This window comes from Nonomuraea coxensis DSM 45129 (assembly GCF_019397265.1).
GTDB lineage: Bacteria > Actinomycetota > Actinomycetes > Streptosporangiales > Streptosporangiaceae > Nonomuraea > Nonomuraea coxensis.
In genome coordinates, this window is sequence record NZ_CP068985.1 from 8,665,050 (window position 1) to 8,683,381 (window position 18,332).

Below are 18,332 nucleotides of genomic sequence, written 5' to 3' on the forward strand. Positions count from 1 at the left end.
GGCTCATCGTACGGTCAGGGACGGCACCTGCCCAGCGCCCGTCACACCTTGGTGATGCGGACGGCGTCGGCGATCACATAGCCGGTGGTGGAGGTCCAGCGGCTCACGCCGACCACGTTGTACGTGCCCGCGTTCAGCGTGTACGTCCCCAGCACCCGCCACGCCCCGCCGCCCGACCGCTGGTCGACGGCCACCGTCTGGTTGCCGCTTGACGTCGCCACGATGAACGGCGTCGCGCTGTTGTAGCCGGAGTTCGCCGGATACCACACCTCCACGCGGTAGCTGCCCGCGCTGGGGATGGTCGCGGCGTACCAGGCGGGATCGCTGGCCGCGACCGGGTCGGCGAAGCGGTAGTCGGCGCCGTAGAGCTGGCTGGAGTAGGCGGAGGTGCCCCAGCCGGCGCTCGCGGTGAAGCCGGCGGCGGCGTTGTCCAGGATCACGCTGAACGTGCCGCCCGAGGAGCCGGCGGTCCGGCCCGCGCTGGGCGCGCTCTCCTGGTGCGTACGGGTGAGCGCGGTCACGTAGTAGGTGTTCGTGCCGCTCGCCGTGGTGTCGGTGAACGTCTTGGCCCTGGTCGTGCCGACGAGGTTGCGGGCGTCGGCGAAGAAGCACGGGTCGGCGGCGGACGGGGTGCCGGCGACCCGGTAGACCGCGTACGCGGTGCCCGAGCCGGTCCAGGCGAGCTGGACGCCGCCGCTGCCCTGGGTGGCCGCGGTGATGGCCGGCGCCGCGGGGGCGGCGGCGCCGCCGCGGGCGGGCAGCAGGGCGGGCCTGGTGTAGTGGGCGTTGACCAGGCGGGTGATCGCGCCGATCCGGTCGGCTCTGACGTCCTTGGCGCTGAAGTAGATGTCGCCGGCGATCTCGGGGTGCTGCCTGTTGTCGTACAGGTGGTCGCTCAGCTCCGCCGGGTCCTGCCAGGCGGCCTCCTGCCCGGAGGCGCCGGCGCGGTAGGCGGCCTGACCGACGACGAGCTGCACGCCGGTGCCCCTGACGACGTCGGACCACCAGGCGGTCAGCACCTCGTAGGCGGCGGTGGAGAAGCCGAGGTGCCAGTAGATCTGCGGGGAGATGTAGTCCACCCAGCCCTGCTTGACCCAGGTGCGGCTGTCGGCGTAGATCGCGTCGTAGGACTGGAGGCCGGAGGTGCGCGAGCCGAGCGGGTCGGTGCCGGAGTTACGCCAGATGCCGAACGGGCTGATGCCGAAGGAGACGTGCGGCTTGGCGGCGTGGATGCGCTGGTCGAGCTCGCGGACCAGGAGGTTGACGTTCTCCCGCCGCCAGTCGGCGATGCTGCCGAAGGAGCCGCCGTACTGGGCGTACGTGCCCGAGTCGGGGATCGACTCGCCGCTCACCGGATAGGGGTAGAAGTAGTCGTCGAGGTGCACGCCGTCCACGTCGTACTTGGAGACGGCGTCCATGATGGCGTCCTCGATGAAGGCGCGGACGGTCGGGATGCCCGGGTTGTAGTAGAGCTTGCCGCCGTAGGCGAAGCGCCAGGAGGGGTTCTTCCTGGCGGGGTGCGTGGAGACCAGCTTGGTGGGGTCGTCGTGGTTGGCGATCCGGTACGGGTTGAACCAGGCGTGGAACTCCAGGTTCCGGGCGTGGGCCTCGCTGACCATGAACGCCAGCGGGTCGTAGCCGGGGTTGCCGCCCTGGGTGCCGGTGAGCCATTGCGACCACGGCTCGTACGACGAGGGCCAGAAGGCGTCGGCCGTCGGCCTGATCTGCACGACGACGGCGTTCATGCGCTTGGCCACGGCCAGGTCCAGCCAGGCGCGGAACTCGGTCTGCTGGGCGGAGACGGTGAGTCCGGGGCGGCTGGGCCAGTCGATGTTGGCGACCGACGAGATCCACATGGCCCTGAGCTGGCGCTTCGGGGTGGCCGGGTCGGTCTGGCAGGCGGCCGCCACGGCGGCGGGGGCGGGGACCGGGACGACGAGGGTGGCGAGGGTGACGAGTGCGGCGGTGAGCGCCGCCAGGAGGGTACGCGGGAGCGCGGTCACGAAGGGAAGTTTCAGCGCATACGCCGCAAAGCGCAATAGTTTTCAGCCATTTGCGGGGGGCCCAACTTCGGACACCCAGTCAACGAAGGTGAAAAGTTTCACCGAACTCACAAGTAATGTCAATTATCGACATCAGTCGCGTCATTGCGTAGCGTGCGAGCCGTCACCCTTGTGAACGAGGAGCCCCCCATGAGACTCGCCCGCACGCGATTAGCAGCCCTCGCCACCTCCTTCCTCGCCGTCCTCGTCCTCATCGCCGCAGGCCGGCCCGCCCTGGCCGAGCCCGCCGCCGCGGACGGCACCCTCACCGCCGCCTTCGCCAAGGCGGCGGCCACGTACGACGTGCCCCGCGACCTGCTGGTCGCCCTCGGCTACGCCGAGACCCACCTCGACGGCCACGACGGCAAGCCCAGCGCCAGCGGCGGCTACGGCGTCATGCACCTGGTCAGCAACCCCACCAACCACTCGCTGGAGAAGGCCGCCGAGCTCACCGGCCGCTCCGCCGACGAACTGCGCACCGACGACACAGCCAACGTGCTCGGCGGCGCCGCCGTCCTCCGCGCCCACGCCGACGCCCTCGGCCTCGACGAAACGGCCAGGAAGGACGCCGGCCGCTGGTACGAGGCCGTCGCCAAGTACGGCAACGCCTCCTCGCCCGAGCTCGCCCGCCTCTACGCCGACGCCGTCTACGAGGGCCTCGGCCTCGGCATCGACATCCGCGGCGTGCGGGTCAAGCCGCAGGAGGTCACCGCCGACCGCGGCGCGTACGCCAAGGCCCGCGACCTCAACGCCCCCGCCGACGTCGGCGTCCTCAGCACCGACTACGGCCCCGCCGCCTGGGTCGCCGCCAGCTCCAGCAACTACACCGCCTCCAGCCGCCCGTCGAGCTACGCCATCGACCGCGTGGTCATCCACGTCACGCAGGGCTCGTACGCCGGCACCATCTCCTGGTTCCAGAACGCCTCCGCCCAGGTCTCGGCCCACTACGTGGTCAAGTCCTCCAACGGCGCCATCACCCAGATGGTCCGCGAGAAGGACATCGCCTGGCACGCCGGCAACTGGACCTACAACACCCGGTCGATCGGCATCGAGCACGAGGGCTACGTCAGCGACGCCTCGTGGTTCACCGACGCGATGTACCGGGCGTCCGCGGCCCTGACCAAGGCCATCTGCGACAAGTACGGCATCCCCAAGGACCGCACCCACATCATCGGCCACAACCAGGTGCCCGGCGCCACCCACACCGACCCGGGCTCCAACTGGAACTGGACCACGTACATGAACTACGTGACCGGCGGCGGCGGCACGCCCTCGTGGACCACCACGATCGACAACGCCACCTCCGGCCAGTTCACCGCCAGCGCCAACTGGGGCACCTCCACCTACTCCAGCCAGCGCTACGGCTCCGACTACCGCTTCGCCGACCCGGTCTCCGCCAGCGACGCGGCGTGGTACTCGGCCGCCATCCCCAGCGCGGGCACCTACCGCGTCGAGGTCTGGTATCCGGCCGACGCGGGCTACAACAGCTCGGCGCCGTACATCGTGGCGACGTCAGGCGGCAACCAGACCGTCTACGTCGACCAACGCAGCGGCGGCGGCTCCTGGAAGAGCATCGGCACGTTCTCGCTGAACGCGGGGACGTACAACGTGGTCGGAATCAGCCGGTGGACCGCCGGCACCGGCTACGTCATCGCCGACGCCGTCCGCATCAGCCGCGTCTGACCCCCTCCGCACCACGGCCCGTGCCCACCACCGCAGCGGTGGGCGCGGGCCTTCCCTCAGAAGTCGAACTCCCCGAGCTTCGCGCCACCCACGAAGGCCCGAAACACCCCACCGCGAAGAATCAGCGGCGCGACCTCAGGCTGCTCGGAGTCACGAATCGCATAACGGTCTCCACTGAGCTTCGCGGCGTAGAGACAGTCGCCGCCATCCGGACCAGAGAGCGAGGACTTCGTCCACCTCGCGTCCTCCAGCTCGGCACGCAGTTCATCGCTGATCTTCATACCTTGCCGCCACCTCACGTATCAGTCGCCGACTCACGTGTACGGGGTGCGCCCACTTGTGAATTGCGTCGTATATGACGTTAACCCGCCGCACCGTCTCCTCGCGAGCAGTGACCGTTGCCTGTGCGGCGGCGTCGATGCTCACGTGGTCCGCAATGTGATCGCCCTGCGCGAGGGCGAAACCTCCGAGCACTCCCGCTGTGACGCCTACGTCCAGCGGCACGACCTGGAGCGAGATGTTGGGCCGCTCGGTCAGCTCTAGCAGGTGGGCCAGCTGCTCCCCCATCACGTCGTCGCCGCCGACCCGCCGGAGGAGCACGCACTCGTCGATGAGCGCCCAGTACAGGGGCGGATCCCCCCGCTCGAAGATGGACTGCCGACGAAGCCGCGTCTCGACGGCCTCCTCGATCCACTGCTTGGTCGCCCACGGCGCGGAAGAGAGAACGGCGCGCATGTAACAGGCCGTCTGGAGGAGGCCCGGCACCACGAGGGGCTGCCATGTCCTGATGGTGTGCGCCTTCTCCTCCACCTTCGGCCACTCACTGAACCACGTCGGCGTGGACATGACCGTCGTGTTGGGCAGGAGCCCGTACAGCTCGCCGTTCAGCCCCAGCGCCGCCTCCGCCGCCAGGGTGAAACCCTTGCTCGGCCGCCGCTTGCCGCGTTCGATCAGACCGACCAGGCTCTCGCTGCACGAAAGCAGCTCCCCCAGCGCCGCCTGCGACAGCCCTGCCGCCTCTCGCGCCTTCCGCAGGATCTCGCCATACACCTCTGCCGGCATGCCACGCCCTTCCAGGGAGACCCGGACAAACCTCAGGAGGTCTGTCCGGCTACGGACGGTGACGGATCGATCACAAAATAGCAGGCGGCCATCACTCTGGGGAGTGTTCTGCCCATCCGTCCCACGTGAAGCCGGTGATGCAATGCGACCTGGAGCCACCTCCACGGACTCACCAGAGATCGCCCTCTGGCGCGGCACGACGCTGCACCGCGACGCCAGGGCCTCCTGGCGCGCACGCCAGGCGACCGGGCTGTGGCTGGCCGACGCCGACCCGCCGGTCCGGTCCGACGCGCTCCAGATCGTCGCCGAGCTGGTGACCAACGTCCTCCAGCACGTCCCGGGCGGCCGGGGACGCGACTGGATCGGTCTCCGCCTCGGCTTCGGCGACGGTTTCGTCCGCCTGGAGGTGACCGACCCGGGCCCCCCGTCCCCCGTACCGTGCTTCGTCCCCTGTCAGGTCGGGCCGTCGGCGGAGTCGGGGCGCGGCCTCGGCATCGTCGCCTGCCTCAGCCTCCGCCGGGGGACGCACCTCCTCGCGGACGGACGTCGCGTCGTCTGGGCCGACGTCGCGTCAGGATGACGAAGCCCCGAACTTTTCCCGGCTGGCAGATCATCGACGGCGCGGGAGGCGGCTACATCGCCATCCGCCTTGTCCTGGCGTCCTCCACCAGCGGGCTTTCCAACGTACGGTGCGGTGCGACCCTGGCCGAGCTGCACCGGCACCTGGAGGAGGAGACACGCCGATGTGCTCGTCAGGCGGTGGCGCCGCCGTCCACGACGTGGTCCTGGCCGACGACGTAGCTCGACTCCGGTGAGGACAGCCAGAGCACCGCCGCCGCGATCTCGTCCGGGGTGGCGACGCGGCCGATGGGGAGGGCGTCGCGCATGCGTTCGTCCCGCTGCGCGACGGTCTCGCCGGGCCGGGTCGACATCGGTGAGTCGATCGGTCCCGGGCTGACCGCGTTGATGCGGACGCCGTCGGCGATGTGGTCGCGGGCGGCGGTGCGGGTCAGGTGGCTGACGGCGGCCTTCGAGGCGACGTACGCGCTCGCCCCCTGCAGCCGCCAGTGCGCCCCCAGGTTGGAGGCGACGTTGACGATCGTCCCGCCGCCGTGGGAGCGCATGTGGGCCACCTCGTGCTTCATCGACAGGAACACGCCCTTGAGGTTGACGGCCAGCACCTCGTCGAAGACGTCGTCGTCGTAGTCGGCCAGGGGCGCGAGGGCGCCGAAGATCCCGGCCGCGTTGCAGGCCACGTCGAGCCCGCCGTGGTGGGAGACGGCGGCGGCGACCATGGCGGCGGCCTCGGCCGGGCGGGAGACGTCGGCGGCGAACGCGCTCGCCCGGCCGCCGGCCGCCTCGATGTCCTTGACCAGCTCGGACAGCCGGCCGCCGTCGCGGCCGGTGACCAGCACGGCGGCACCCTCCCCGGCGTACGCCCGCGCCACCGCCCCTCCCACGACGCCCGTCGCGCCGGTGACGAGGGCGACCTTACCCGCGAAACGCTCACTCATAATTCTTGACCAATCGTTCTCATATTTGGACGGCCGTCATGGCCTGTTCGACAGCGGCGCGGAGCCGGCGGGGGTCGGGGTCGGCGCGGCCGAGCACCCGGATGCCCTGGAGCAGCACGAGCAGGAACCGCGCCAGCTCGTACGGGTCCTTGTGCTCGGGGATCTCCCCCTGCGCCCGCGCCCGCACCAGCGCCGCCGCGATGGCCGTCTCCAGCCCCGCCCAGCTCTCCACCACCCGCCGCGTCACGACCGGGTCGCGCGAGCCGAACTCGACCGCCGAGTTGACCACCATGCACCCCCGCCGCAGCTCGTCGGCCAGGCACTCGGCCACGTAGCCGTCGAAGAAGGCGCGCAGCGCGGGCAGCGCGGGCCCCGGCTGCGCGAGCGGCCCGACGACGTCGCGCCTGGCCAGGTAGAGCTCCAGCGCCTTCAGGTAGAGCTCGCGCTTGCCGCCGAAGGTGCCGTAGAGGCTGGCCCGCGCGACGCCGAGCCGTTCCACGAGGTCGGCCATCGAGGTGCCCTCGTAGCCGCGCTCCCAGAACAGCTCAAGCGCCTTCTCCAGCGCGACCTCGGGATCGAACTCCTTGCTCCGTGCCACGCGAGTCACGCTAACACTATCGAGAACGATCGGTCAAAAATCATCGCGGCGTCAGGACCCAGCGCCAGGCGCCCTTCTCGTTGGAGTCCCGGTACGCGGCGAGCTGGGTCATCCGCGCGCCGTCCACGCTCACCAGCACCAGTCCGTTGTCGAACTCGTCGCCGCAGGCGCCCGCGCAGCCCAGGGCGAGCACGTTGTCGTCGTCCGCCCAGGCGTGCAGCTGCAGGACGTTCTGGCGGCCGACGATCTCGCCCGTCGCGCTGTCGGTGATCTCGGTGGGCAGACCGTCCGGCCCGAGCACGCGGCGGCCGTCGGGCGAGAGCGCCGACTGCGCCGAGTAGCCGACGTAGCGCTGGCCCTGCGGGGCGTCCCGCGGCTCGCCGTCCAGGGTGTACCAGACGCGATCGGGCATGGTGTCCGTGGGCGCCCAGATCGCCGTGCCGTCCAGGCTCCAGCCGAGGTCCTGGCGGCCGTTCATGTTGGACGGGACGTCGTCGCCCGTCCGGCCGGGGAGCGGGTGGTAGGCGGCCTCGCCGGTCCCGACGTCGAGAATGACGTAGCCGGTGCGCGAGCTGTCGCGCAGGACCAGGCTCCCGGGCTCGGGCCCGCGCTCCCGCGTGTCGGGATGGCTGGAGTAGGCGGGCGGTGAGCCGGGCGAGCGCGGCGCGCAGCATCATGCGCAGCTCACGCCGTCCACGCCGCAGACCGGGCAGCGGGTGGTCCACGAGATCAGCGGCCGGTGCCAGGTGACGGGGGCCGGTGTCATTGCGGCCGTTCATATTGGGGATGTCGTCGCCCGTCCCGGCGGGGAGCGCGTATCAGGCGGCCTCGCCGGACCTGACGTCAAGGTTGAGACATCGGATCAGGGTGATCGCGCAGCATGCCTCGACATCAAACAGTGTGCCGGGTGTCTCCGGTGTGCGACTCGATACGCGAACCCTTGAACTTGAAGTGCCGCTTGCACGTCTGCCTTGTCTTGCCGACGCGTAGCCGGTAGGTGCTGCCGGGGAAGCTGGCGGTGAGCTCAAGCCGTCCGCCGATTGCCTCCACATAGCGGGCTACCACATCCACTGACGAGACTTCACCACGCTCGATTTGCGAGACCCGCGCCTTGGTCACCCCCATCAGGGCAGCAACCTCGTTCTGCGTCATGGCGGCGTTCTTGCGCCGCTGGGCAAGCTGCCAAGCGTCGATGAAGTCGTCAACCATACGCCGGGTATCGGCAAGGGCATCTTCTCCCCCGGCCTGCTCAACGTGCTTGGCACGGTTCCACTTCTTGAACGTCGTCATTGGTTCTGCCCCTCCTCCTCTGCGCGCTCTTTCAGGTAGATCTCATACAGTCGCTCCGCGTGCGGTATGGCCTCCTCGTACCAGCGGTTGGGGTCGTGTGGGTTCGCCTTCAACTTGTCCGCGGCAACCAGGATGATCGCGTCTCGCCTCGGGTCGAAGGCGAACAGCAGTCGAAGCGCGCTACGCCCGGAGGATCGGGGGCGCAGTTCCTTCAGGTTGGTGATCCGCGAGCCGTTGACCTTGCCCACGAGTGGCCTGCCCGAGCGCATCGATGACGAGCCGATGCCGCACTGGATCAAGACTGCCGATCCAGGCGTCAACCTCGTCGGTGACATAGATGCTCCACTCGCCCTGCACGCCATCGAGTATAGGCAATACTTTACTTTCTGGACGGGCATGTCGACCGATGGGCAGGGCGTCGCTCATACGTTCGTCCCGCTGTTCGACGGTCCAGCCCCGGCCGGGTGGCCATCGGCACATGGCCCCCTCCGCGCTATGCGTGTTTCCGCCAGTAGGTCCCCGGCCTGCTCCAGCACGGCGTCCACCGGCACGTCGCGCACCCACGACACGTCGTGCGGGCAGCGCTCGCCCCGCAGGTCCACGCCGTCCCCGCCGCAGACCGGGCAGCGGGTGGTCCACGAGATCAGCGGCCGGTGCCAGGTGCGGGAGAGCGGGCCGTAGGTGACGAGGTTGACGCACCAGTAGACGGCGACGGTGGGCGTGCCGACGGCGGCGGCCAGGTGGCGGGGGCCGGTGTCGTTGCCGATCACGAGGTCGCAGCGCTCGTACAGGGCCGCCAGGCCGCCGAGGCCGAGCGTGCCCGCGACGGCGGTGGCGGGCCGGCGCATCGCGGCGACGACCCCCTCCACCAGGTCCCGCTCGTCGGCCGAGCCGGTGACCACGACCGGCCGGCCGAGCCGGTCGGCGACCGCGGCGAAGCGCTCCACGGGCCAGCGGCGGCGCGGGTCGCGGGCGCCCGGATGCACCGCGACCAGTCCCGGCGGCGGCTCGCCGAGCACGGCGGCCAGCTCCTCCCGGTCGTGGCCGGTCACCGCCACCCGCGGCTCCAGCCCGCCCGCCCTGGCGCCGACCAGCGCGGCCACCTCCAGGAAGCGCAGGCTCTCGTGGTGGTAGCCGACGTACGGCACCCAGCGGTCCAGCTCGTCGGCGTCCGGCGTACGCAGCCCCGCCGTCACCCGCGCGCCGAGCCGCCGGACGAACGGGTTGGAGTACCGGCCGCCGCCGTGGATCTGCACGGCCAGGTCGAAGGCCCGCTCGCGCAGCCCCTCGCACAGCCCTTCGGGGACCGGGTGCCCGTCCTCGCTCGTGGACACCCCGGTGATCGGCGGCAGCGCGATCACCTCGTCCACCGGCCCCGGCCGCCCCACCAGGAACCCGGCGTGCCACGGCAGGCCGAGCAGCGTCACCTTGGCGTCCGGGTAGGCCGACCTGAGCGCGTCCAGCGCGGGCAGGGACAGCAGGAAGTCGCCGATCGCGTTGGCCCGCAGCACGGCGATCCGTTCGACGCCGGGGACCAGCGAGCCGCTGCGGCCCGGCGCGTCCATCACGCCTCCAGCACGTGGTCGTAGCACTCGGCCCGCCGGTCGGCCACGGTGGTCGGCAGCTCCAGGTGGTAGGCGCGGCTGGGCAGGAGCCCGGCGAGCGTGACCGCGAGCGCGCCAGGGCGGTCCTTGGCCGGGACGAGCACATCGAGGAGCGAGCCCGCGTCAGGTTCTGAGCCGTGCACAGAAGCCCGGCTACCCTGGCGAAACGCCTCGCTAACCTGCGGCGACGCCGGGTCCGCGGGGTTTGGAGGACCCTTCTGCTGGTACTCGCCTGTCATGGGCACCACGAACGAGAAGATCATCGACGCTGTGGTCGTCGGTGACGTCATGCTCGACTCCTGGCTGCACGGCTCGGCCAAACGGCTCGCGCAGGAGGCTCCGGTGCCCGTCATGAGCCTGGAGAGCACCGAGAACGCCCCGGGCGGCGCCGCCAACACCGCCGCGAACCTGGTCGCGCTCGGCGCGCGGGTGCGCCTGATCGGCGTGGCCGGCGACGACGAGCCCGGTGAGGAGCTGCGGCAGGCGCTGCGCCTGCTCGGCGTCGAGGCGGACCTGCTGACCGTGCCGGGCCGGCGCACCTCGCACAAGCGGCGGCTGGTCACCGAGGGGCAGCTCATCGCCCGCTTCGACGACGAGGACCAGGACCCGCTCCCCGAGGAGGCCGAGCGCGAGCTGCTGCGCAGGATCGCGGCCGTCGCGCCGGCCGCCGACGTGGTCGTGGCCTGCGACTACGGGGGCGGCGTGTTCACCCCGGCGGTGCGCGGGGCGCTCGCCGGGCTGCCCCTGCTCGTCGTGGACGCGCACGCGGTGGCCCCCTGGCGGGAGTGCCGGCCGAACGCCGTGCTGCCCAACTACGCCGAGGTCGTCCGGCTGCTCGGCGAGGAGGACGGCGAGCCGGACCGGCTGGGCTACCTGATGGCGCGCAGCGACCGGGTGCTGGAGCTGACCGGCGCGGACATGGTGGTGACCACGCTCGACGGCGAGGGCACGCTGCTGCACCGGGCGGGCGTGCCGCCGTACCGGACGTACGCGCGGCCCGCGCCGCAGCACATGGCGACCGGGGCGGGCGACACGTACACGGCGGCTTTCGCGCTCTGGCTGGCCGGCGGGGCCACCCCCGAGGAGGCCGCGCAGGCGGGCCAGGCGGCGGCGGCCGTCGTCGTACGCCGTGCGGGCACGGCCGTGTGCACCCGCCACGACCTGCTGCGGGCGCTGCGCCGCCGCGAGGGCGCGGTGCAGACCCCCGAGCGCCTGGCCGAGCTGCTCGACGAGCACCGGCGCGGCGGCGAGAAGGTGGTGTTCACGAACGGCTGCTTCGACGTGCTGCACCGCGGCCACGTCACCTACCTGGAGCAGGCGGGGCAGCTCGGCGACGTGCTGGTGGTGGCGGTCAACAGCGACGCAGGCGTGGCCCGGCTGAAGGGCGCGGGACGGCCGGTCAACTCGTGCGAGGACCGCATGTCGGTGCTGGCCGCGCTGCACGGCGTGGACTACGTGGTCGAGTTCGACGAGGACACGCCCGAGCGGCTGATCAGGATGATCCGCCCCGAGCTGTACGTGAAGGGCGGCGACTACACGCCGGAGATGCTGCCGGAGACGCCGCTCGTCCGCGCGCTGGGCGGCGAGGTGCGGGTGCTCGACTACCTGCCCGACCGCTCCACCACGGCCATCATCGGCCGCATGCGGTCGCTGCCGGAGAACGCCTGAAGGGGCGGGCTACAGCAGGACGCGCTCCAGCCACGGCCGCAGCACGGGCAGGGCGTTCTCGGCCCGCATCGCCCCCATGTGGTCGAGCCCGTCCAGCACGGCGACCTCCCAGCCGCGCGCCTCCAGCTCGGCCCGGTGCCGGCTCAGCGGCCCCGCGAGGTCCACCCGGGTGCCGCCCCACTCCTCGGCGTAGACGATCTCGTCGGCGGAGCCGGCGAAGCACAGGCGCGGGCAGGTCAGCCGGACGGCCGTGTCGTCGAAGTCCTGGAGCGCCTCGTACAGGGTGACGAACTGCCTGGCCTGCGCCTCGGCGGGCACGTTCTGGACGGACGCCCAGTCGCCCGGCTCCACCGGCTCGGTGGAGGGCGGGGGCGGGGCGAGCGCCTTCTCGTACGTGGCCATGGTGACCTTGAGCATCTCGGCGTGGGGGCCCTCGTAGGGCGGGTAGCCGCCCATCGCCAGCGCGGACAGCCGGTCGGTGCGGAGGGCGAGCTGCAGCCCGGAGAGCGCCAGCCACGAGTAGCCGTAGTACGCGAACCGTTCCGCCCTCACCGCGTCGGCCACGGCGAGCAGGTCGGCGGCCACGTTGCCCGGAGTGAGGGTGCCGGGCTTGGGGACGGCCATGACGTGGCCGGTGTAGTCGAAGGCCGCGACGCGGAAGGCGTCGCTCAGCCCGTCCACGAGCGAGCGGCCGAGCGCCGGGTCCGCGCCCCATTTGCGCATCTCTTCGGCCTGCTCGCCCTCGATCGGGCGCGGGTCCACGGGAAGCAGCACGACCGGCCCTGAGCCGTGCACCTCCACCTCGATGGTGCCGCCGTCGTGCAGGACCGCCTCGGGCATGCCTGTCTCCTGACTCGTGAAGGGGTATGGTCAGGACAATAGCTTATGGTGTAAAGAGTCTCAACGGATTAGGGATCGGGACGCACCGCATCGCCTCGCCCTCGGCGTCCGTCCAGCGCAGCAGCAGGTTCGCCTTCGCCGGGACGTACGGCTCCGACAGCAGCGCCCGCAGCTCCCCTGGGTCGGCGTGCTCTCGCCCCGCGTCCTTGAACACCGCCCGCGCCCGCGCCCACAGCTCGTCCCGCAGCGCGGGATGGCGCTCGGTCACCGCGCCGGCGATCTCCAGCAGGTTGTTGGTCAGCAGGCAGTAGACCAGCCGCTCCCAGCCGTACGCCCGGCTCACCGAGGCCGCGCCGGGCAGGCCGGGCCGCCGCTCGGCGAGGACGCGCACGCCCTCGTGGTCGCGGAGGATCGCCTGCGCGGGCAGCCCCCGCCCGTCCACGCCGACCAGCACGTTCTGCAGGTGGCACTCGAACACCACGCCGTGCCGCAGGTAGGCGTGCAGGACCGGCGGCACCACGTGCTCCAGGTAGCGCTCCCACCACAGCAGGGCCGTGTCCTCGTCGAGGCCGTCCAGCGGGCTGCCGGGGAAGCCCTCGCTGATCCCGGCCGCCTGCACGGCGGTCAGGCCCGGCCGCAGGTGCGCGCCCAGGCCGTCCCGGACGATCACCGCCAGCGCCTCGCCGCCGTCGCCGCCGAGGTCCGCGCTCCGGTAACCGCGGTCGCGCAGCACGGCGGGCCGCGGCACGTGCCCGGCCAGCCCGTCGAAGGCCCCGTCCACCAGCTCGCCGATCTCCCGCAGCCGCCGCAGGTCACGCGACCAGAGCCGGCGCACGTCGTTGGTGATCCGCACGTCCAGGCTGAACTTGCAGAACAGGTCGGCGTCCGGCAGGTACACCGTGCGGATCGAGGAGGTGGCCACCGCGACGCCGGACGTGTCGCCGAGCCGGCGCAGCCGCCCGCCGCGCAGGCCGCCCAGCAGCTCCACCTGCCACGGGTGCGCGGGCAGCGGCACCAGGCCGTCCGGCCCGCCGGCCGGGGCGAGCGCGTCCAGCGCGGCCGGGTCGCCGTCCTCGACGAGAAGCTCGGCGGGCACGCCGAACAGCGGCAGCGCGAAGCGCGCGCGGACCTCGGGCGAGTACCGCAGCCACCCCTCCGGGCCCCCGCCGCCCCGGGCCTTGGGCGCGGGATGGTAGCGGTGGCCGGCGAGCAGTGCCTGCTCCGAGCGCAGGTACAGGTCGGCGGGCGGCTCCGTGGCCCGCCGCGCGGCCAGCAGCGCGGCGGCGACGTCACGACTGTGGCGGATCTCGGCGGGCAGGACGTCGTTGGCGGTCCCCGTACGGGCGCGCAGCTCGGCGGCGGCGAGCGCGACGAGGTCGTCCAGCGGCAGCGGCCGCCACCCGTCCGGGGCGCGCAGCTCGGGGTCGGCGGGGAAACGCCCGCCGCTCACCCGCAGGACGCGGCCCGTCGCGGGCAGAACGTACGTGCCGGCGTCGGGACCGGGGCGGGCGACCTCCCGGACCAGGCAGTTGAGCAGCGCCGTCACCGCGAGGGCGGTGGCGTGCGTCCAGGCTTCTCGCTCCGGCCCGCCGGGCGGGAGGAGGCCGTCTGTGGATGGCATGGCGACCTTCTCCTACCGTTTGTACCCGTCAGCGCACACAGGCTAGCTAACCAGGATGTTCGTGGAAATCGAGGGAACCATGGGGCGAGGAGCGAGCGAATTCGCCGCGGAGCTCGCCGCCGTGCGCCCAGCCCTGTCGGCCGCCTACGCCGCCGCCCTGCCCGGCGCCCGCGCCGCCGTCCTCGCCCGCCTCTGGCGAAGCCTCCTGCACGAGCCCCTGCCCGGCATCGCCCTCTCCCCCGGCCACACGGCCCAGCACGGCGACGCCCCCGGGCGCGGCCACACACCCCGGCTCCAGAGCCCTTCAGGCGGGGCGGAGGTGGTGCTGGCCGATGGGCGGCGGTTGCGCGGGCCGGAGCGCCGGCCCCATGACCTGGGCGAGGTGCCGGTGCTGTGGCTGGACGGCACGCCGTACCGGGAACCCGCCGCGCTCCTCGCCGCGCTCGGGCTGCCCGGCTCCGCGCGGCTGACCGCCGATCTGGCCGGCAGCGTCGCCTCCCTGGCGCTGTCCCGCGCGAACGCCCGCCCGGGCCGCCCCCGCGTCCCCGAGGACCACGAGCAGGACGTCGTGGACGGCCACCCCTACCACCCGTGCTGCCGCAACCGCCCCGGCGTCTCCGTCGCCGAACAGCTCGCCTACATGCCCGAGCACCGCCCCGTCGTCGCCCTCGACCTGGTCGCCGTCCCGGCCGCCGACTGCCTGGTCGCCGGCCCGTGGCCGGCCGCGCTGACCGACGGCGACCGCCTGCTGCTGCCCGTGCACCCCTGGCAGAGCGAGCACGTGCTGCCGGACCTCGGGATGCGGCCGTACCGGAGGGGGGCGATCCCGGCCCGGCCGCTGATGTCCGTGCGCACCCTCGCCCCGCTGGACGGCGGGCCGCATCTCAAGACGGCGTTCACCACGCGGATGACCTCGGACGTCCGCGACATCTCCCCCGGCTCCATCCGTGACTGCGTGCCGCTGTCGGACCTGCTCACGGAGCTGTCCCGCCGCGCCGGAGGCCCGCGCATGATCCGCTACCTGGCGGGGGCCGCCGCGCCCGCGAAGGGCGGGTTCAGCGCCGACCTGGCCGTCATGCTGCGCGAGCCGACGCGAGCCTTCGCCGGGACCGCCGACGTGCTGCCGGTCGCCGCGGTGACCCCGGACGCGGTGGACGACCCGGCCGCCTGGCTGGCCGCCTTCGCCCGGCTCGCGCTGCCCGCCGCCCTGCGGCTGCTGGCGGCGGGCGCCGCGCTGGAGGCGCACGGCCAGAACCTCCTGGTCGTGCTGGACGAGCGGGGCCGGCCCGCCCGGCTGGCCTACCGCGACCTCGCCGACGTCCGGCTCAGCCCGGCCCGGCTGGCCGGGCACGGCGTCGAGGCGCCGCCGGTCGCCGCGCGGCTGCTGCACGACGACCCGGGCGTCCTGCACGCCAAGCTGTTCGGCTCGCTGGTCGGCACGACGTTCGGCAGCCTCGTCGCGGGCTTCTCGGGCGGCGACCGCGACGCGGAGGCGGGGCTGTGGCGGATCGTGCGCGACGCCGCGCGGGAGGCGTTCGACGGGCTGCCGCGCACCGCGGACGTACGGGCCGACAGGGAGGCGCTGTTCGCCCCGTACCTCATGGCGAAGGCGCATCTGCTGGCCCAGCTCGACGGCACGCCCTCAGGGGACACCTGGATCAGGCTGCCCAATCCACTCTTCGCATCGCTGTGACTGCGAAGCGTCTGGCCCTCCGCGCCGGGAGGGAGGACTATGGCGGAGGACCAGCGTGTGCGCCGCCGCGTTCGCGAGGCGGGGGGAGGAGGGCCGTCCGGTGATGCACCTGTCTGTACGGCTCGTGCCCGTCGGGGAGACGACCCTGGTGGTCGCCCTGACGGGAGAGCTGGACTCGACGACCAGGCCCGTCCTGGCCGCGTTCCTGGAACCACTGCCGCAGTCCAGGGTCAAGTACGTCGTGATCGCGGCCTCCGACCTCTGGTTCTGCGACCTCGACGGGCTGAAGCAGCTCGCGCTCACCCACAGCGCCCTGCGGAGGAAGGGCGGCGGCCTCGCCGTGGCGGAGGCGACGCCGGCGCTGCTCCGGCTCATCTCGCTCATGGCCGAGCGGGCGGAGCCGATCCCGGTCTATCCGAGCATGCCGGAGGCCCTGAAGCAGACCGACGTGGACGTCTACGAGGTGGCGGGGCCGCCGACGCCGGTCCCCCGCCACATGCCGGTCCTGCGCACCATGCGCGCCGCCGCCACGCCGGCCGAGGACGTACGCCGCCTGCCCCGCCTGCCCCGGCGGCCGCGTCCCGGGGAGGCGCTGCCCGCCCTGTCCCTGGCGGTGAGCCGTTCGCGCGGCCTGCGCGAGCAGACCCTCCGCCGGCGTTCCGCGCTGACCCGGCAGCTCATGGAGACCGCGCAGTCCCGCACCCTGCTGCTGTCGGCCCGCGAACGCTGCTTCGCCAGCCTGGAGGTGCTGCGCACGAGCCGGGTCAGCATCCGGTCGGCCCTCGACGGCCACGACCGTAAGCCGGCGCCGTGACCCCTGAGGAGGAGCGCGAGCTCGACGATCTCCTCCTGCTGCTGAAGGAGACCCGGGGCTTCGACTTCACGGGCTACAAGCGCAACACCCTCGTCCGTCGCGTCGCCCGCCGGCTGGAGGCGCTGAAGCTCGGCTCCTACGGCGAGTACCGGGACTACCTGGAGCTCCACTCGGCGGAGTACACCCAGTTGTTCGACAGCCTCCTCATCAACGTGACGAGCTTCTTCAGGGACGCCGCCGCCTGGCAGCGGCTGCGCGAGACCGTGCTGCCCGCCCTGCTGGAGCGCAAGGACCCGGGTCAGCCCATCCGCGTGTGGAGCGCCGGCTGCGCCACCGGCGAGGAGGCGTACACGATCGCCATGGTGCTGGCCGAGGAGCTCGGCGCGGACGCCTTCCGCGAGCGCGTCAAGATCTACGGCACCGACCTCGACGAGAGGGCGCTGCACCTGGCCCGCGCCGGGGTCTACGCCGAGCGGGCGCTCGGCGAGGTGCCGCCCGGCCTGCGCGAGACCTACTTCGAGCCGGTCGAGAACGGGTTCGCCTTCCGCCGCGACCTGCGCCGCCGGCTCGTCTTCGGCCGCAACGACCTGACCCGCGACGCGCCCGTCTCCCGCGTCGACCTGCTGCTCGCGCGCAACACGCTGATGTACTTCACCACGGAGACACAGCTCACCGTCGTCAGGCGCTTCCACTTCGCGCTGGCCGACCCCGGCTTCCTGTTCCTGGGCAAGGCCGAGATGCTGCTCGGCCACGGCGACAGGTTCGAGCCCGTGGACCTGCGGACGCGGCTGTTCAGGAAGGTCACGCCGGCCGGCCACGGCACCCGGGCGGCCTGGCCGGCCGTCGGCGGCGCCTCCGACCTCGCCGCGCGGCTGCCCGCGCTGGCGTCGGTGGCCCTCGCCTCGGGGCCGGTCGCGCAGATCGTGCTCGACCCGCCGGGCAACCTGGCGCTGGCCGACTCCAGGGCCGAGGCGCTGTTCGCCCTCGGCCCGCGCGACGTCGGCCGGCCGTTCCAGGACCTGGAGGTGTCCTACCGGCCGGTCGAGCTGCGCTCGGTGATCGAGCAGGCCCGCGACGAGCTGCGTACGGTCGAGCTGCGGGAGGTGACCTGGCGCCGGCCGGGCCGGCGGGAGGACAGCGTCTTCGACATCTCCGTCGTGCCGCTCCTGGCCTCGGCGCGCCTGGTGGGGATCAGCATCCACTTCAACGACGTCACCCGTTACCGCAGGCTGCGCGACGAGCTGGAGGAGGCCAACCTCCAGCTCGAACAGGCCTACGAGGAGCTCCAGTCGCTCAACGAGGAGCTGGAGACCACCAACGAGGAGCTCCAGTCCACCAACGAGGAACTGAAGACCACCAACGAGGAGCTCCAGTCCACCAACGAGGAACTGGAGACGATGAACGAGGAACTCCAGTCCGCCAACCACGAGCTGCAGCAGATCAACGACGCCCTCACGGCCCGCACCGTCGAGCTGGACGCGGCCAACCGGTTCGTCTCCTCGGTGGCGCGCAGCCTCGGCGACGCGGTGGTGGTCCTCGACGGCCGGCTCAGGGTGATCGTCTGGAGTCCCGGGGCGGAGGAGCTGTGGGGGGTGCGCGCCGGCGAGGCCGTGGGCGAGAACCTCGCGGCGCTCGGCGTCGGCCTGCCGCTCGACGTGCTCACCCCCCGGCTGCGGGCGGCCCTCACCGGGAGCGCGAGGCCGGACGGGGAGGCCGGGGGGCTGGTGCTGGACGCGGTCGACCGCGGGGGGCGGCCGGCGGCGCTCTCGGTGCGGCTGTCCCGCCTGCGGACCGAGAACGACGACACGCACGGCCTCATCATGGTGATGAACGTGCTCGGCGCCGGCGGCGGCTGACGCCCGCCCGGCACGCGCCACGCCCCCCTGCGCGCGCCGCTCCCGGC

At 72.6% G+C, this 18,332-nt stretch carries 18 protein-coding genes; 6 read left to right on the plus strand and 12 right to left on the minus strand.

Annotated elements, in window-relative coordinates:
• Positions 1-41 precede the first annotated feature (41 nt).
• The gene (locus Nocox_RS40615; RefSeq protein WP_020543294.1) at positions 42-2,003 is read right to left on the minus strand and encodes a family 10 glycosylhydrolase; all 1,962 of its coding nucleotides are present in this window, start codon (positions 2,001-2,003) and stop codon (positions 42-44) included.
• A 189-nt stretch (positions 2,004-2,192) separates the two neighbouring features.
• On the opposite strand from Nocox_RS40615, the gene Nocox_RS40620 reads away from it, so the two are divergent.
• On the plus strand, positions 2,193-3,725 hold the full coding sequence (locus tag Nocox_RS40620) for a golvesin C-terminal-like domain-containing protein (protein WP_020543295.1): 1,533 nt from the start codon (positions 2,193-2,195) through the stop codon (positions 3,723-3,725).
• 56 nt (positions 3,726-3,781) lie between these two features.
• On the opposite strand, the gene Nocox_RS40625 is transcribed toward Nocox_RS40620, so the two are convergent.
• Complete coding sequence (locus tag Nocox_RS40625; protein ID WP_020543296.1) at positions 3,782-4,006, minus strand: DUF397 domain-containing protein; 225 nt, start codon at positions 4,004-4,006, stop codon at positions 3,782-3,784.
• Complete coding sequence (locus Nocox_RS40630) at positions 3,990-4,787, minus strand: helix-turn-helix domain-containing protein (RefSeq protein ID WP_020543297.1); 798 nt, start codon at positions 4,785-4,787, stop codon at positions 3,990-3,992. The genes Nocox_RS40625 and Nocox_RS40630 overlap by 17 nt, the downstream gene beginning before the upstream one ends.
• A 142-nt stretch (positions 4,788-4,929) precedes the next feature.
• On the opposite strand from Nocox_RS40630, the gene Nocox_RS40635 reads away from it, so the two are divergent.
• A complete protein-coding gene (locus tag Nocox_RS40635) occupies positions 4,930-5,367 on the plus strand; it encodes an ATP-binding protein (protein ID WP_020543298.1) in 438 nt (145 codons plus the stop codon).
• 172 nt (positions 5,368-5,539) lie between these two features.
• On the opposite strand, the gene Nocox_RS40640 is transcribed toward Nocox_RS40635, so the two are convergent.
• The 7 genes from Nocox_RS40640 to Nocox_RS40670 all read right to left on the minus strand — a co-directional run bounded on the left by Nocox_RS40640 (position 5,540) and on the right by Nocox_RS40670 (position 9,936).
• The gene (locus Nocox_RS40640) at positions 5,540-6,301 is read right to left on the minus strand and encodes an SDR family NAD(P)-dependent oxidoreductase (protein WP_020543299.1); all 762 of its coding nucleotides are present in this window, start codon (positions 6,299-6,301) and stop codon (positions 5,540-5,542) included.
• A gap of 19 nt (positions 6,302-6,320) precedes the next feature.
• Positions 6,321-6,899, minus strand: a complete 579-nt coding sequence (locus Nocox_RS40645; RefSeq protein WP_020543300.1) for a TetR/AcrR family transcriptional regulator — start codon at positions 6,897-6,899, stop codon at positions 6,321-6,323.
• Positions 6,900-6,939: 40 nt separating this feature from the next.
• Positions 6,940-7,377, minus strand: coding sequence for a hypothetical protein (locus tag Nocox_RS40650; RefSeq protein WP_020543301.1), 438 nt, complete (start codon positions 7,375-7,377; stop codon positions 6,940-6,942).
• Positions 7,378-7,790: 413 nt separating this feature from the next.
• Positions 7,791-8,189: a helix-turn-helix domain-containing protein gene (locus Nocox_RS40655; RefSeq protein WP_020543302.1), complete on the minus strand. Its 399-nt coding sequence runs from the start codon at positions 8,187-8,189 to the stop codon at positions 7,791-7,793.
• Entirely contained in the window at positions 8,186-8,437 is a 252-nt protein-coding gene (locus Nocox_RS43535) for a type II toxin-antitoxin system RelE/ParE family toxin (protein WP_246649690.1), read from the minus strand. Before Nocox_RS43535 ends, Nocox_RS40655 begins: the two co-directional genes overlap by 4 nt.
• Before the next feature lie 174 nt (positions 8,438-8,611).
• Positions 8,612-9,754 carry a glycosyltransferase family 9 protein gene (locus Nocox_RS40665; RefSeq protein ID WP_020543304.1) on the minus strand — a complete coding sequence of 381 codons (1,143 nt, stop codon included), beginning with the start codon at positions 9,752-9,754 and terminating at the stop codon, positions 8,612-8,614.
• Positions 9,754-9,936, minus strand: coding sequence for a hypothetical protein (locus Nocox_RS40670; RefSeq protein ID WP_211212667.1), 183 nt, complete (start codon positions 9,934-9,936; stop codon positions 9,754-9,756). The genes Nocox_RS40665 and Nocox_RS40670 overlap by 1 nt, the downstream gene beginning before the upstream one ends.
• A gap of 94 nt (positions 9,937-10,030) precedes the next feature.
• Here Nocox_RS40670 and rfaE2 point away from each other — a divergent pair, with 94 nt between their 5' ends.
• Positions 10,031-11,461: a D-glycero-beta-D-manno-heptose 1-phosphate adenylyltransferase gene (rfaE2, locus tag Nocox_RS40675; RefSeq protein ID WP_020543306.1), complete on the plus strand. Its 1,431-nt coding sequence runs from the start codon at positions 10,031-10,033 to the stop codon at positions 11,459-11,461.
• Positions 11,462-11,470: 9 nt separating this feature from the next.
• On the opposite strand, the gene Nocox_RS40680 is transcribed toward rfaE2, so the two are convergent.
• A complete protein-coding gene (locus tag Nocox_RS40680) occupies positions 11,471-12,301 on the minus strand; it encodes an alpha/beta fold hydrolase (RefSeq protein WP_020543307.1) in 831 nt (276 codons plus the stop codon).
• A gap of 43 nt (positions 12,302-12,344) precedes the next feature.
• A complete protein-coding gene (locus Nocox_RS40685; protein WP_063711627.1) occupies positions 12,345-13,922 on the minus strand; it encodes an IucA/IucC family C-terminal-domain containing protein in 1,578 nt (525 codons plus the stop codon).
• Between the two features lie 79 nt (positions 13,923-14,001).
• Here Nocox_RS40685 and Nocox_RS40690 point away from each other — a divergent pair, with 79 nt between their 5' ends.
• The 3 genes from Nocox_RS40690 to Nocox_RS40700 all read left to right on the plus strand — a co-directional run bounded on the left by Nocox_RS40690 (position 14,002) and on the right by Nocox_RS40700 (position 18,285).
• A complete protein-coding gene (locus tag Nocox_RS40690; RefSeq protein ID WP_020543309.1) occupies positions 14,002-15,615 on the plus strand; it encodes an IucA/IucC family protein in 1,614 nt (537 codons plus the stop codon).
• Between the two features lie 103 nt (positions 15,616-15,718).
• The gene (locus tag Nocox_RS40695) at positions 15,719-16,429 is read left to right on the plus strand and encodes an STAS domain-containing protein (protein WP_246649933.1); all 711 of its coding nucleotides are present in this window, start codon (positions 15,719-15,721) and stop codon (positions 16,427-16,429) included.
• Positions 16,426-18,285: a CheR family methyltransferase gene (locus Nocox_RS40700; RefSeq protein ID WP_020543311.1), complete on the plus strand. Its 1,860-nt coding sequence runs from the start codon at positions 16,426-16,428 to the stop codon at positions 18,283-18,285. The genes Nocox_RS40695 and Nocox_RS40700 overlap by 4 nt, the downstream gene beginning before the upstream one ends.
• Positions 18,286-18,332: the final 47 nt, after the last annotated feature.